Below are 14,143 nucleotides of genomic sequence, written 5' to 3' on the forward strand. Positions count from 1 at the left end.
GAGTATATAAACAACAAAAAAAGAATGCAAGGAAAATCGGTCTCCCTGCATCCTAATCAAGCCTTCCGCCTTCGAGAATGCCGGACTCTTCAAGCATCTCCCGCAGGCATTTCGTTTCATCCGAGACCCAAAACGACTCGCTTGCAATCAATGCTTCCGCGTCTTTTCTCGCCGCTTCCAGCGCACGGTAATCATGGACCAAATCCGCCATGCGGAATTCCGGAATGCCACTTTGCTTGCGGCCGAAGAAATCGCCAGGGCCGCGCAGCTCCAGATCCTTTTCGGCAAGGATAAAGCCGTCGTTCGTTTCCGTCATCGAATTCATGCGCTCTTTGCCAATCTCCGTTTTCGGGTCCGCCAGTAGCACACAATAGGACTGCTCGCTGCCACGGCCAACGCGCCCACGCAATTGATGGAGCTGGGACAACCCAAAGCGTTCCGCGTCATAAATGAGCATGAACGAAGCATTCGGGACGTTGACGCCGACTTCGACGACGGTCGTCGATACAAGCACTGCAATCTTTCCTTCCGCAAATTCGCGCATCGTTTGCTCTTTTTCGTCAGGATGCAGACGGCCGTGCATCAACCCCACGGTATGGCGGCCTTCGAAATACACCGTCAATTGCTGGTACAGCTCGACCGCATTCTGATATTCCAAAGTTTCGGATTCTTCGATTAGCGGTGCGATGACATACGCCTGCCGTCCGGCGAGAAGTTCTTTTTCCATGCGGCCGACAATTTTGCCGAACATTTCTTTTTTCATCCAATAGGTTTCGATCTCTTTTCGCCCGGCTGGCATTTCATCGATGATCGAGACGTCCATTTCACCGAAAGCCGAAATCGCGAGCGTACGCGGAATCGGCGTGGCGGTCATGAACAGGACATCCGGGTTCAAGGCTTTATCTTTCAGCACACGCCGTTGATCCACGCCGAAGCGATGCTGCTCATCTGTGATGACCAATCCTAGGCTTTTGAACAAAACTTCCGGCTGGATCAAAGCATGGGTGCCGATCAGAATGTCGATTTCGCCGTCTACTAGACGCTTCAATACTTCCTTGCGCCTCTTGCCTTTGACCGATCCTGTTAGTAAGGCGACGCTGACGCCAAAGGGCCGGAACCATTCCTCGAGCGTATTGGCATGCTGCTCAGCAAGGATTTCCGTCGGTGCCATGAGCGCTCCTTGTTTGCCTGCTGTAACGGCGGCATATAAAGCGATCGCGGCGACGACGGTCTTGCCGGAACCGACATCCCCCTGCAATAAGCGGTTCATCCGGAACGGCTCTTTCATGTCGCGGCAAATTTCATTGACGACGCGTTTTTGGGCACTGGTCAAATCGAACGGCAAGGCCTCGATGAACGCTTTCAAACGATTCAAATCGTAATCAATGAACGACCCGCCCTCCGCTTCCCGGTTCTTTTTGCGCAGCGCCTGCATCTTCAATTGAAACAGCAATAGCTCTTCATACACAAAGCGCCGGCGTGCCTGCTTGAGCGATGCCGCATCTTCCGGAAAATGGACAGTCTCGAGCGCTTGTTCAAACGGCAGCAGCTGGTATTCTTCACGGATGGAAGCAGGCAGGCAATCCTGAAGGCCGCCTTTTGTAGCATCCAGCGCCTGCCGCATGAGCTTGCGGAACGTTTTCTGGTGCATAGAACCTTTCAGGCTGTAAACTGGTTCAAAATCCGCGCCATCTGTCCGCGGGCCAATCGAATGGCTGGAAACCGTGATCAATTGGCGGCCCCGATCCCATTTGCCGGTCAAAGTGACAATCGCGCCTATTTGAAGTTTGGCTTTCACGTAATGCTGGTTGAAGAATACCGCTTTGACGAGATGGCGGCCGACAAGCACCGTCACGGTCGTCCGCGATTTATTTTTTCCTAAAAAAAGGACGGAAGGCTCATTTTCGACCCTTCCCTCCACCGTTACCCGTTCATTATGGGGCGTTTCAGCCAGATCTTTGAGCTGGAAATCCTCGTGGCGATACGGGAAGGTCATGATCAAGTCTTCAAGACTTTCAATCTTCATGTCCCGCAAGGTTTCAGCCGCTTGCTTCCCGACCCCCTTCAATGAAGAGACCGGTGCTTTATTGTCCACTGCCGACTACCGACCCGCCGAAGATTTTTGATTCTAGCCATTTGCCGGTAGGTGTCGCAGCCAATCCGCCTTTTGCCGTTTCGCGGAACGCACTAGGCATCGCTTGCCCGATTTCGAACATCGCGCTGATGACTTCGTCGCACGGGATGCGGCTGGTCACGCCAGCGAGCGCCATATCGGCAGCGACAACCGCATTGGATGCACCCATTGCATTGCGCTTCACGCATGGCACTTCCACGAGCCCCGCCACAGGGTCGCAGACTAGACCGAGCATATTCTTCAAGGTAATGGCAAAAGCTTCAGAACTTTGCTGAGGCGTGCCGCCGGCCATTTCAATGATGGCAGCAGAAGCCATCGCCGCTGCAGAGCCGACTTCCGCCTGGCATCCACCAGCTGCTCCGGAAATCGAGGCGTTATTGGCCACGACAAAGCCGAAAGCACCGGATGTGAACAGGTAACGAATCATCTGTTCACGCGTCGGGTTCAATTTATTCTTCACGGCAAACAAAGTACCCGGGACAACCCCTGCGGATCCTGCAGTCGGCGTCGCGCAGATCGTGCCCATCGCCGCGTTCACTTCATTGGTCGCGACAGCTTTGCTGACGGCATCAAGCAGCAGATCTCCGGACAGGCTATTGCCTTGCTGCATGTATTTTTGAAGCAGCACCGCGTCGCCACCAGTCAAGCCGGAAACGGAATGAACGCCTTGCAAGCCTTTTTCGACCGCTTCTTCCATGACAGTCAAATTGCGCTCCATTTGCTGCATAATATCTTCCCGCGAACGGTCTGTGATGAGCATCTCCTGTTCGATCATGATCTCGGAAATGAGCTTGCCTTCTTTCTCTGCCCGTTCGACGAGCTCCCTTACATTTCGGAATAGAACATCCATTTCTCTTACCTCCAGTTTAGTCGGCGATGCGTGTGACTTGCGTAATATTTGGCAACTCGCGCAATTCGCCCATTACATCTACATCTACCGTCTGATCGACTTCGATGACCATCAACGCCATGTCTCCACGCTCTTTGCGAGATACTTCCATATGGCCGATGTTGATGTCGTATTTATATAAACAATTCGCTACGTTTGCGATACAGCCCGAGCGGTCGTCGTGGACGACGAGGATCGCCGGGTGATTGCCGGATAGCCTGAGCGGGAACCCGTTCAGTTCCGTAATTTCGATTTTGCCTCCGCCGATGGAAATTCCCATCATCGACATTTCGGATTTTTCATCCCCGATGACGATGCGCGCGGTATTCGGATGATCGACATTCCCCGTTTCCGGAATGAACTCATAGCTCATGCCGAGCTTTTCCGCTTCTTCAAAAGCGGTTTTGATGCGCTCGTCGAATGTATCGTAATCTAGTAAGCCGCCGACAATCGCCACATCGGTCGAATGCCCTTTATAAGTTTCTGCGAAAGATCCGTATAAATGGATCTTCGCCCACGCCGGCTGCCTGCCAAACAAATCCCTCGCTACCCTTCCGATGCGTGCGGCCCCCGCCGTGTGCGAAGATGATGGCCCGATCATTACCGGGCCGATTATATCAAAAACAGATTTGAACTTCATGCTCAAACCCCTCACTTTCTTTCTCGTATAATTTCATTTTACATGAAAAGCACAACGGAAACAAAGATAATAAAGCGCATACATTGTCTTAACCGTGGGCTTTTTCAACTACTCGCCAAAGCTTTTCCTATTTGGAGCTATTTCGCACTTTTCTATTGTGGAAAAATAAAAAAGCGGAAGCCCGGTGTCTTGTTCCCGGACCTCCGCCTAACATTATTCAACTGCGAGAATATATGGATAGAGCGGCTGTTTGCCGTTGTGGATTTCCACTTCGACGTCGCCATTCAATGTTTCGATGAACGCGCCGAGCTTTTCGGCATCCGCTTCACTGACATCCTCACCGAAGAGAATCGTGACGATCTCTGCATCCGCATCGACCAGCGTTTTGCATAATTCTTCTGTGACTTTTTCAAGGCTTTCATCCGACACGACGATCTTGCCTTCTGAAATTCCCATGAAATCGTCTTTTTTGATGGAGACGCCGTCAATCGATGTATCGCGCACCGCAAAAGTGACCGACCCTGACTTGACGTGCTTGATTGCATCCCCCATCGCTTGTTGGTTGTCCGCGACAGCCGCTTCCGGATTGAAAGCGAGAAGAGCTGACATGCCTTGCGGGACATCTTTTGTCGGCACGACAGCCGCTTCGATATCAAGGAGCTCTGCCGCTTGTTCCGCCGCCATGATGATGTTTTTATTGTTCGGCAAGATCAGCACGCGCTCTGCGCCGATCGAACGAACGGCATTGACAATATCTTCCGTTGATGGGTTCATCGTCTGGCCGCCTTCGATAACGTAAGACGCGCCGATTGACCGAAGCAATTCCGCTACGCCTTCGCCCATCGCTACCGTGACGATTGCATATGGATGCTTGGCTTCTTCAACTGCAGCGGTCTTTTTATGGCCTTCGCCGACAATATCGGTATGCTGCTGGCGCATGTTTTCGATCTTCATGCTGATCAGACTTCCGTATTCCTGGCCGTATGTAAGGACTTTCCCCGGCTCTTCGGAGTGGATATGGATTTTCGCGATCTCTTCATCTGAAATGACCAGAAGGGAATCGCCGTAAGCGCTCAAATCTGTCCGGAACGCTGCTTCATTGAATGAGCGTTTGCCATCTTCGAATTTGACCATAAATTCTGTGCAATAGCCAAATTCGATATCTTCCGTGTTCATGAAACCGGCAATGTTCTTATGGTGCTCAGCACTGACCAGTTCATCCATCGAATTATCGACATGCTTCTCTGGCAATGCTTCGCCTTTCAATGAAGCAAGGAAGCCTTCATAGACATAGACAAGCCCTTGTCCGCCGCTGTCAACGACGCCAACTTCTTTCAGTACCGGCAATAGGTCCGGTGTTCTCTCAAGCGATGCTTGCGCTTCAATAACGACCGCTTCGAACAGCACGATAATGTCTTCTTCATTGTCTGCCAGGCTCATGCCTTTTGCTGCGGCATCTTTGGCGACTGTCAGAATGGTACCTTCAACCGGTTTCATGACAGCTTTGTAGGCGGTCTCGACGCCATGTTGCAAAGCTTCTGCCAATTTTTTTGCAGATAGTTCCTGCTCATCAGCGATGAATTTGCCGAATCCACGGAACAATTGGGACAAAATGACGCCCGAGTTGCCGCGTGCTCCCATCAGGAGGCCTTTCGATAAAGCGCTTGCTGTTTTCCCGATATGTTCTTGTGCATGGGTTTCTGTCTCTTTTGCACCGGATGTCATCGATAAATTCATGTTTGTCCCAGTATCGCCGTCCGGCACCGGGAAGACGTTCAATGCATCCACATAATCCGCGTTTTGGTATAGATGATGCGAACCCATCTGAACCATTTCAGCGAATTTCACTCCGTTTAATGACTTCATAACCGAATTTTCCTCCTCTTACGGGTTCGTCACACGAACGCCCTGGACATAAATGTTTACCGCACTAACCGGCATGCCCAATGTTTTTGTAATTGTATATTTCACTTTGGATTGGACTTGATACGCCACTTCCGAAATTTTCGTTCCGTAGCTGATGATTACATACATATCAATGACCAAATCGCCATCTTCCTGGCGCACAAGGACCCCTTTGGCAAAGTTTTCTTTGCGGAGGATATCCGTGAGGCCATCGCGGATCTGGTGTTTGGTTGCCATCCCTACGATGCCGTAGCATTCGATTGCAGCGCCGCCGGCTATTTGGGCTATCACATCATTGGAAATATCGATTTGACCATATTCATTATTTAACTCAATCGACATTAAAATTCCTCCTCGAGTCCTATTTCACTCTTTTCATTCTACATGAAAGCCCTTTATAAGAAAAGCCAACGTTTTAGCCTGTAAAGGTTTTTTTCTTGAAAGGCTGTGAATTTCACTTGCGCCCGTCTTTTTTCTATGGTAAATTATTAAAGTATGTGAAACGAAAAACGAACTGAAATTCTATTATAATTTTCAGCTTCACTTGTGAGGAGGGACTTACATGCCAAAAGTATGTGCAGTATCTGGACGTAAAGCTCGTGCAGGAAACAGCCGTTCACACGCGTTGAACTCGACAAAACGTACATGGGGAGCAAACCTTCAAAAAGTTCGCATCCTTGTAGACGGCAAGCCGAAACGTGTATGGGTTTCCGCGAGAGCATTGAAATCAGGAAAAGTTGAGCGCGTCTAAACCGCTCATGAATAATGCCAGGTCTGACATTCGTCAGCCTGGCATTTTTTCGTGCGTTCAATCTGAACTTTCGATGACGATCAAATGGCCGCCCGTGAATTCAAGCTTTGCCTCCTCCAGCAATTCGTTGCTGATAAAGCGTGTCGAGCCGAACGGAATCTGCTCCTCTGTCACTGGATATTTAACTCCTTCTATCGTAAAGCCGCTCACTTCTTCCGCGAACGGATAAAAGGAGATGTATTTAAAAGCTTGATCGGCTTCCAGGCGATACGTTCCGGGTTCCATGAAACGGATGCGGTTCTGCTTGTTCACGATCATGAAATCGATTTTTGGATAGCTTCTTTGATAGGCAAAGACGATGTGCAAGGCGGCCATATAATGGTCGAGCCTGCCGCCGGTCACACCGGTAACAATGACAGTGTCCGGATTGTAATGCATCGCTTTTTTCAACGCCAATTCTGTATCCGATTCATCTTTTTCCGCCGGCGACCGTTCAAGTGACGGGAAAATCGAGCGGATTTTTTCGTACTCGCTGTCTGTCACCGAATCAAAATCCCCGATTGCTTCCACCGGTTCAATGCCGAGCCCAAGCAACGTCATGACCCCTGCATCCACCCCGATATAGGACGCTCCTTCATATGAAGAAAGGTCCGGCAGTTCGTCTGCCGGACCTCCTGCTGTTACTACGATAATCACGAGATAACTCCTTGCCCCGCTTTTTTGATCGCCTGCAACGCTTGCGTGCGGTCTTGTTTGCCGAAAATGGCAGAACCGGCCACAAACACGTTCGCCCCTGCTTGCGCGCACGGAACGATCGTCTCTTCATTGATGCCGCCGTCGATCTGGATATCGACAGACAAGCCTTTATCTTGGATCAATTGCGACAATGCCTCAACTTTCGGGACCACTGAATGGATGAACTTCTGTCCACCAAATCCAGGGTTAACGGTCATGAACAGCACCAAATCGATATCTTCCAGAACATGCTGGATCGTTTCGATGGGCGTGTGCGGGTTCAAGACGACACCCGGTTTGACGCCGAACGAACGGATCAATTGGATGGTGCGGTGAAGATGCGGGCACGCTTCGACATGGACGGTAATATAATCCGCACCAGCCTTGGCAAAATCCTCGATATAACGGTCCGGGTTCTCGATCATCAAATGGACATCGAGCGGAAGCTGTGTCAACGGGCGTAGCGCATCGACCACAATCGGCCCCATCGTGATATTCGGGACGAAATGGCCGTCCATAACATCGATGTGGATCCAATCGGCTCCAGCTTTTTCGACTTCCTGTACTTCTTGTCCAAGTTTTGCAAAATCTGCTGCTAGAATAGACGGTGCAATTTTAATCATGTGAATACCTCGGCTTTCGATTCATTATTTCTTCCAAAAATTTCAAATAGTGCTTATAGCGGTATTCCGGAATATCCCCGGTTTCCACCGCTTTTTTGATGGCACATTTTGGTTCATTCAAATGCAGGCATTCGCGAAATTTGCAGCCTCCTGCACGCTCTTCCATTTCCGGGAAGCATGCTGACAATTGTTCTTTCTCCAGTTGTTCAAAATCGAACGAGCTGAATCCCGGCGTATCCGCCAGCAACCCGCCGTTTACTTCGATCAATTCCACATGGCGCGTCGTATGCTTGCCGCGATTCAAGGCTTGTGAGATGTCATCGGTCTTCAACTTCAACGACGGCAAAATCGTATTCAGCAAAGTCGATTTCCCGACACCTGACTGCCCGGCAAGAACGCTTGTCTTGCCTTCTAGGACCGGCATCAGCCTTTCCTGCAATGTCGGGTCGTCTATGAAAGATTCAATGACATCGTAACCAATCGTCCGGTAATCGTCTGCATAGCGGTCCAGTTCTTCGCGTTCCGCTTCCGACAACAGGTCGGTTTTCGTCAAGCAAATGACCGGCTGGATATCGAACGATTCAACAGCTACTAGAAAACGGTCCAATAGCAGCGGATGGAAATCGGGCTGTTTGGCCGAAAACACGAGAATCGCTTGGTCGATATTGGCGATCGGCGGGCGCACCAGTTCATTTTTGCGTTCTTCAATATCCAGTATCGTCCCTTCGCGCTCGTTATCCGCTTTGTACTCAACAAAATCCCCGACAAGCGGCGTGATTTGGCGGTTGCGGAAAATCCCGCGGCCGCGGCATTGCGTGTAACGCTCCCCATCTTCATCGAGTACATAATAGAAGCCGCTTAACGCTTTTCTGATCTGACCTTTCGGCATAGCACCACCCCTTATCCTTTATTGTAATTTCCTTAATCGGCGTTCTCGTAGTCCACTGTCTCTTCCAGAATAATCGTCGCATCCCTGACAATTCGGTAAGAAGCACTGCCACCTTCGACAATCTGCATTTCAATCTGGTGTTCGGTCGTCTCCGTGATGGTGAATTCCTCGACGGGTTCGACCATGGTTTGGTTCTGGTCCTGAATATAGACGCGGATTGTCTGCTCAACTGGGTCTTCGCCTTCCTCTGCAGGCTCTGACGGCTCATAAGGAATTTCCACAGTATCGACATAGGTTTTCACCGGCAGTTCCGCGCTGCCGGAAGATAAGACGACTTCAATCGTGCTTCCGACTTCGAGCATCTCCCCGCCAGCGACATTCTGTGACAGCACCAATCCAGCTTCCACGGTATCGGATTCTTCTTCACGGACGATGCGAATATTGAATCCCGACGACCGGGCGTATTCGTTCAATTCCGCTTCCCCGTAGCCACTCAAATCTTCCACTTCACGCATGTCCGGCCCTTTGCTGACAACGAATTCAATTTCCGTTTCACTGATGACAACTTCGGTTCCCGCTTCAGGGACTTGACTCAAGATCGTGCCGGGCGCTTCATCGGAAAATTCCTCACGCACATCCGGCGAAGGAAAATTCGTTCCGTCTAGCATACGCTGTGCCTGTTCAAGCGAGTCGCCGACATAATCACCAAACTCGGTTGTTTCTTTGCCCATGCTAATGAATAGGCTGATGCTTGACTCCGGATCTCGCATTTTCCCCGCTTCTGGGATGGTGCGAATCACATGATTTTCATCAACTTCTTCTGAGAATTGTTCCGATTCTTCCTCAACGACAAAACCCGCAGCGGTTAGCTCTTCGTGTGCCGCTTCCCGTTCCATGCCGGAAACGTCCGGTACAGCTACTTGCCGCGGCTGGAACAATTCAGGAAAAGCAAATGCCAGGATCAAGCCAATTAATACTAAAGCTGCAATAATCGCCAAGACGATCGGTGTCTTCTTGCGTTTTTTCTTTTCAGCTGGTTTTTTCGGCGCTTGTTGATTTTCTTTAATCGGCAGCGCCATCGTTTTGGTCGCATCGGTTTGTTCGTATGTGCCCGAATCTTTGATTGCCGGCATGGCCCGGGTTTCCCCTTCGTCTACCGGTACCGCAAATTTCGGTTCGTTGATTCGCTCTGGCGTGAGTGCCGTCGAAAGATCTTCTGCCATTTCATCCGCTGAGGCATAGCGATATTGCGGATTTTTGGCAGTTGCTTTCAATACGATATTTTCCAAGCTTTGCGGCAGGTCCGGTACGGTCTCCTTCAATGAAGGCGTTTCCGTCTGCAAATGTTTCAAGGCGATGGCCACAGCCGATTCACCTGAAAACGGCAGCTTTCCAGTCAATAATTCATACATGACGATGCCGAGCGAATAAATATCGGATTTTTTATTGGCCGTGCCGCCTCTCGCCTGTTCAGGGGACAAATAATGAACGGTCCCAAGCACTGAATTGGTCTGTGTATAGGAAGTGGCACTTAATGCCATGGCAATGCCGAAATCCGAAATTTTGACATTGCCGTCTTCATCCACCAGCACATTTTGCGGCTTGATGTCCCGGTGGACGATATGGTTATGATGGGCATGTGCAAGCGCCGATGCCAATTGCTTCATGATTTCCACGGCGCGTTCCGGTTCGACCGGAGAATGTTTGATGATGTATTCTTTCAATGTATCTCCAGGTACATACTCCATAACGAGATACGGCAAGGCATTGTCTTCCCCGACATCGAAAATGCTGACGATGTTCGGATGGTCGAGGCTTGTCGAGGACAGCGCTTCCCGTTTGAAGCGGCGCCTCAACTCCTCTTCATTGCCGAAGTCGTAGCGCAGCACTTTGATGGCGACGTCCCGGTCAAGGATCATGTCATGCGCCAAATAGACATTGGACATCCCGCCGCTGCCGATCGCTTCAAGCACCTTATAGCGACCATTGATTCGTTTTCCGACTAACATCGCTACACCTCCTCACCAAGCGCCGTCAACAATACAAATGAAATATTGTCTTCTCCGCCGAGGTCATTGGCCAGCGCGATTAAGGCTTTGCCTTTTTGGGACAGTGAAGCTTTCGAGCGAACAATCGACGACATGTCCCGCTCGCTTAATTTATTGCTCAAACCATCTGTGCATATCAGAAAATAAGCAGTGCCAGCAAGAGAAAAATGGTGCATTTCCCGCTCGATGTCCGGCTCCGTGCCAAGTGAGCGCAAGATCCAGTTTTTCTTCGGATGGTCTTCTGCCTGCTGTTGTGTGATTTCCCCGTTATCGACCAGCACATTGACATAGGAATGGTCCCGCGTTACTTGAGCCATCGACGGGCCGATGACATACGCACGGCTGTCGCCGATATGGCACAGCACGCAATCATCCCCTTCAATCAATGCGGCGATCAGAGTCGTTCCCATCCCTTTGCATTCGCTATGGGTGATGGAATGTTCATAAACAAGCCGGTTGACTTGCAACACTTGTCCAGATAGCCAGGCTGTCTTTTCTTCCGTGGTCAAGAAGGTTTCTTCGTCCGCTTCCATGAATCTTCTGCTGAGCTCATCGACTGCCATACGGCTCGCGACATCCCCCGCATTATGGCCGCCCATGCCGTCTGCGACAAGTGCCAGCAATAACCCGCTGGGGCGTTTGAGCACAGCGACGCGGTCTTCATTGACTTCCCTTTTTCTACCGGTATCGCTTTCAATTACATACTGAAACAATAGTGGACACCCCGCTTTTTAGCTTTCGGCAACTTTGCCGTCGGTTTTTCTGAAGCTTGCGATAAAAAATCCGTCACTCCCGAAATCCTGCGGGAATACTTGGACAAAGCCCTGGCCTTTGCTCTTGAAAGCAGCAGGCAATTCAGCAGGGATCTGTTCCATTTGCGGATGTGTGTTCATGAATTTCTCGGCAGTTCCGCGGTTCTCTTCGGTATCGACCGTACACGTGCTGTAGACGAGAATGCCGCCCGGCTTCAACAGCTTCACCGCTTCATCGAGAAGAGCAAGTTGAATCGTCTGCAAGCGACCGAAATCATCTGGCGTTTTCGTGTATTTGATATCCGGCTTGCGCTTGATGACGCCGAGCCCGCTGCACGGGGCATCCACCAAGATGCGGTCAAATTTTTCTTCGCCGAAGCGCTCGCTGCTGTCCCGGCCGTCTCCGACGGTGGTTTCGATTGTCTGATGGCCTAAGCGCTTGGCGGTTTCTTCAATCAATTTGACTTTATGGGCATGCAAATCCATCGCTAGTACTTTCCCCCGTGCTTCGAGCTTTTCGGCGATGTGGGTCGTCTTCCCGCCAGGTGCCGCGCACATATCAAGGACGTTCATGCCTGGTTCCACTTGCAGGGCATAAGCCGGCAGCATGGAACTTTCGTCTTGTATGGTAATAAAGCCTTTTTCGAATGTTTGCGTGCGCACCGGCTGCCCGCCCGTGACGACGAGGCATTCCGGGATAATCTTGCTCGGTTCGGCAGTCAGCCCTTCCGACTCGAGCATCTCGATCACTTGTGCCGGCGTCGCCTGGACAGTATTGACACGCACCGTCTGAAGCGGCGCTTTATTGTTCTCAAGTGCCATTTCGCGGGCTTTTTGCATGCCGAATTGTTCCGACCAGCGCTTGATCATCCAAGCCGGATGGCTCGTTTCGATGGAAATCTTTTCGATCGGGTCGGCAATTTCATTGAATGAACGCACGCCTGACCGCTGGACGGAGCGCAGAATGCCGTTCACAACAGACGCAATGCCGCCGTGTCCGCGCCGTTTGGCGATTTCCACCGCTTCGTTAATGACGGCATGGAACGGGATGCGGTCCAAGTAAACGATCTGATAGAGCGATAAGCGCAGAAGCGTCCGCACCCATGGATCGAGCTTGCCTTTGATATACGGTTCTAAATAATAATCCAAGGTCATTTGATGCTGCAGCGTGCCATAAGTGATTTCCGTCAACAAGCCTTTATTTTTGGCGGAAATGCCGTAGCTGTCCATTGTCGTATTCAATAAGAGGTTGCTATATGCCTGTTTGTTTTCCACGGCATAGAGAATCGACAATGCTGCATCTCTTACGTTGCCGTGAATTTTTTTGTTTTTCATTCGAATCGGTCTCCTGCCTGTAATTTCGGCCCGCGCAAATAATCTTCAGCCGTCATGCGTTTTTTCCCGGCCGGCTGCAATTCCTTGATGGCAAGCGCTCCTTCGCCCGTTTGGACGATGATGGCATCTTTTGTCAATTCGATGATTTCACCCGGCGCGCCGGTTTTCTGGCTGTCGGCGATTTCCGTCCACCACAGTTTGACATTGGCATCTTCTAAAGTAGTGAATGCGACCGGCCATGGATGCAATCCGCGCACTTGGTTATAAAGCTCGCGTGCGGATTTGTTCCAGTCGATGCGTTCCTGCTCCCGTGAAATATTGCGCGCAAAGGAGACACGCTCTTCGTCTTGAGGGATCCGGGGATTGCTTCCATCAATGATCGATGGCAAGGTCTCCTTCAATAATTCCATTCCTGCCGCACTCAATTTCTTGAACATGCTGCCAGTATGGTCCTTTTCTTCAATCGGCACCGATTTTTGAGAAATGATATCCCCCGCATCCAAGCGGTCGACCATGTACATGATCGTCACGCCGGTTTCTTTTTTGCCATCGATGATCGCTTGGTGGATCGGTGCACCGCCCCGGTATTCCGGAAGCAGCGAGGCGTGCACATTGATGGCGCCCAGTTTCGGTGCTTCAAGTACGGATGTCGGGAGAATTTGACCGAACGCAGCCGTGATAATTAAGTCCGGCTTAAGATCAAGGATTTTTTGCGCCTGTTCGGGATCTTTCAGTTTTTCCGGTTGGTAGACCGGCAAGCCAAGTTCTAACGCTTGTTCTTTCACCGGCGTCGGCGTCAGGATTTTCTTCCTGCCGACAGGGCGGTCGGGCTGTGTGACGACCGAGATGATGTCATATCCTTCATCGGCAAGCATCTTCAAGATTGGAGCCGAAAATGCCGGCGTTCCCATGAAAACAATTTTGGTCAAAGCAAATCCTCCTCTTCCTGCTGGCGGATCATTTCATCCAATTCTTCCTGCGTGACATATTTCTCGATTTTGCTCGTGAACAGCACGCCGTCCAAATGGTCCATTTCGTGAAGGATGGCCCGCGCTTCGTAGCCTTCCGCTTCCAGCTCATACCAGGAGCCGTCGCGTTCCTGGGCTTTGATTTTGATGCGGCCGTGGCGCTCGACTTCGCCGAAAATACCCGGGAAGCTCAAGCAGCCCTCGATATCCATCTCTTTTCCTTCGAATAAAGCGAGTTCCGGGTTGATCATTTCAATCGGTTCCTGCCCTTCCTGAAAATCGACGATCGCGACGCGCAGCGAGACACCTACTTGCGGCGCGGCAATGCCGACGCCGTCCGCTTCGATCATCGTCTCGTGCATATCGTCCAAGAGGACAGCAAGCTCGCGGTCGAATTCAGTGACCGTCTTGCACGGGGTTTCCAATACTTCGTTCGGGTGTTTCACAATTTCACGGATTGCCATTTCTATTCCT

At 50.8% G+C, this 14,143-nt stretch carries 14 protein-coding genes; 1 reads left to right on the forward strand and 13 read right to left on the reverse strand.

What is annotated here, in order from left to right:
• Positions 1 to 52: 52 nt before the first annotated feature.
• The 5 genes from recG to G3255_RS10815 form a co-directional block, all read right to left on the reverse strand.
• A complete protein-coding gene (gene recG / locus G3255_RS10795) occupies positions 53 to 2,095 on the reverse strand; it encodes an ATP-dependent DNA helicase RecG (RefSeq protein WP_211654465.1) in 2,043 nt (680 codons plus the stop codon).
• Complete coding sequence (gene sdaAA / locus G3255_RS10800; RefSeq protein WP_058383555.1) at positions 2,085 to 2,984, reverse strand: L-serine ammonia-lyase, iron-sulfur-dependent, subunit alpha; 900 nt, start codon at positions 2,982 to 2,984, stop codon at positions 2,085 to 2,087. Before sdaAA ends, recG begins: the two co-directional genes overlap by 11 nt.
• A 16-nt stretch (positions 2,985 to 3,000) precedes the next feature.
• Positions 3,001 to 3,663 (reverse strand): L-serine ammonia-lyase, iron-sulfur-dependent subunit beta, encoded by a 663-nt coding sequence (sdaAB, locus tag G3255_RS10805; RefSeq protein ID WP_211654466.1) that lies wholly within the window; start codon positions 3,661 to 3,663, stop codon positions 3,001 to 3,003.
• Between the two features lie 213 nt (positions 3,664 to 3,876).
• Entirely contained in the window at positions 3,877 to 5,529 is a 1,653-nt protein-coding gene (locus tag G3255_RS10810; protein ID WP_211654467.1) for a DAK2 domain-containing protein, read from the reverse strand.
• Between the two features lie 18 nt (positions 5,530 to 5,547).
• Positions 5,548 to 5,910, reverse strand: coding sequence for an Asp23/Gls24 family envelope stress response protein (locus G3255_RS10815; protein ID WP_058383552.1), 363 nt, complete (start codon positions 5,908 to 5,910; stop codon positions 5,548 to 5,550).
• A gap of 220 nt (positions 5,911 to 6,130) precedes the next feature.
• On the opposite strand from G3255_RS10815, the gene rpmB reads away from it, so the two are divergent.
• Positions 6,131 to 6,319: a 50S ribosomal protein L28 gene (rpmB, locus tag G3255_RS10820; RefSeq protein WP_058383551.1), complete on the forward strand. Its 189-nt coding sequence runs from the start codon at positions 6,131 to 6,133 to the stop codon at positions 6,317 to 6,319.
• Between the two features lie 57 nt (positions 6,320 to 6,376).
• On the opposite strand, the gene G3255_RS10825 is transcribed toward rpmB, so the two are convergent.
• The 8 genes from G3255_RS10825 to def are packed head-to-tail and all read right to left on the reverse strand — an operon-like array spanning position 6,377 to position 14,133.
• Positions 6,377 to 7,015, reverse strand: a complete 639-nt coding sequence (locus G3255_RS10825; RefSeq protein ID WP_211654468.1) for a thiamine diphosphokinase — start codon at positions 7,013 to 7,015, stop codon at positions 6,377 to 6,379.
• The gene (gene rpe, locus G3255_RS10830; RefSeq protein WP_211654469.1) at positions 7,012 to 7,677 is read right to left on the reverse strand and encodes a ribulose-phosphate 3-epimerase; all 666 of its coding nucleotides are present in this window, start codon (positions 7,675 to 7,677) and stop codon (positions 7,012 to 7,014) included. The genes G3255_RS10825 and rpe overlap by 4 nt, the downstream gene beginning before the upstream one ends.
• The gene (gene rsgA, locus G3255_RS10835) at positions 7,670 to 8,566 is read right to left on the reverse strand and encodes a ribosome small subunit-dependent GTPase A (RefSeq protein ID WP_211654470.1); all 897 of its coding nucleotides are present in this window, start codon (positions 8,564 to 8,566) and stop codon (positions 7,670 to 7,672) included. The genes rpe and rsgA overlap by 8 nt, the downstream gene beginning before the upstream one ends.
• A 32-nt stretch (positions 8,567 to 8,598) precedes the next feature.
• Positions 8,599 to 10,575, reverse strand: a complete 1,977-nt coding sequence (gene pknB, locus G3255_RS10840) for a Stk1 family PASTA domain-containing Ser/Thr kinase (RefSeq protein ID WP_211654471.1) — start codon at positions 10,573 to 10,575, stop codon at positions 8,599 to 8,601.
• A 2-nt stretch (positions 10,576 to 10,577) separates the two neighbouring features.
• On the reverse strand, positions 10,578 to 11,327 hold the full coding sequence (locus G3255_RS10845; RefSeq protein WP_211654472.1) for a Stp1/IreP family PP2C-type Ser/Thr phosphatase: 750 nt from the start codon (positions 11,325 to 11,327) through the stop codon (positions 10,578 to 10,580).
• Positions 11,328 to 11,345: 18 nt separating this feature from the next.
• A complete protein-coding gene (gene rsmB / locus G3255_RS10850; protein ID WP_211654473.1) occupies positions 11,346 to 12,701 on the reverse strand; it encodes a 16S rRNA (cytosine(967)-C(5))-methyltransferase RsmB in 1,356 nt (451 codons plus the stop codon).
• Positions 12,698 to 13,630, reverse strand: coding sequence for a methionyl-tRNA formyltransferase (gene fmt / locus G3255_RS10855; RefSeq protein ID WP_211654474.1), 933 nt, complete (start codon positions 13,628 to 13,630; stop codon positions 12,698 to 12,700). The genes rsmB and fmt overlap by 4 nt, the downstream gene beginning before the upstream one ends.
• A complete protein-coding gene (gene def / locus G3255_RS10860) occupies positions 13,627 to 14,133 on the reverse strand; it encodes a peptide deformylase (RefSeq protein ID WP_211654475.1) in 507 nt (168 codons plus the stop codon). Before def ends, fmt begins: the two co-directional genes overlap by 4 nt.
• Positions 14,134 to 14,143: the final 10 nt, after the last annotated feature.

It is taken from the genome of Planococcus sp. MSAK28401 (assembly GCF_018283455.1).
GTDB lineage: Bacteria > Bacillota > Bacilli > Bacillales_A > Planococcaceae > Planococcus > Planococcus alpniumensis.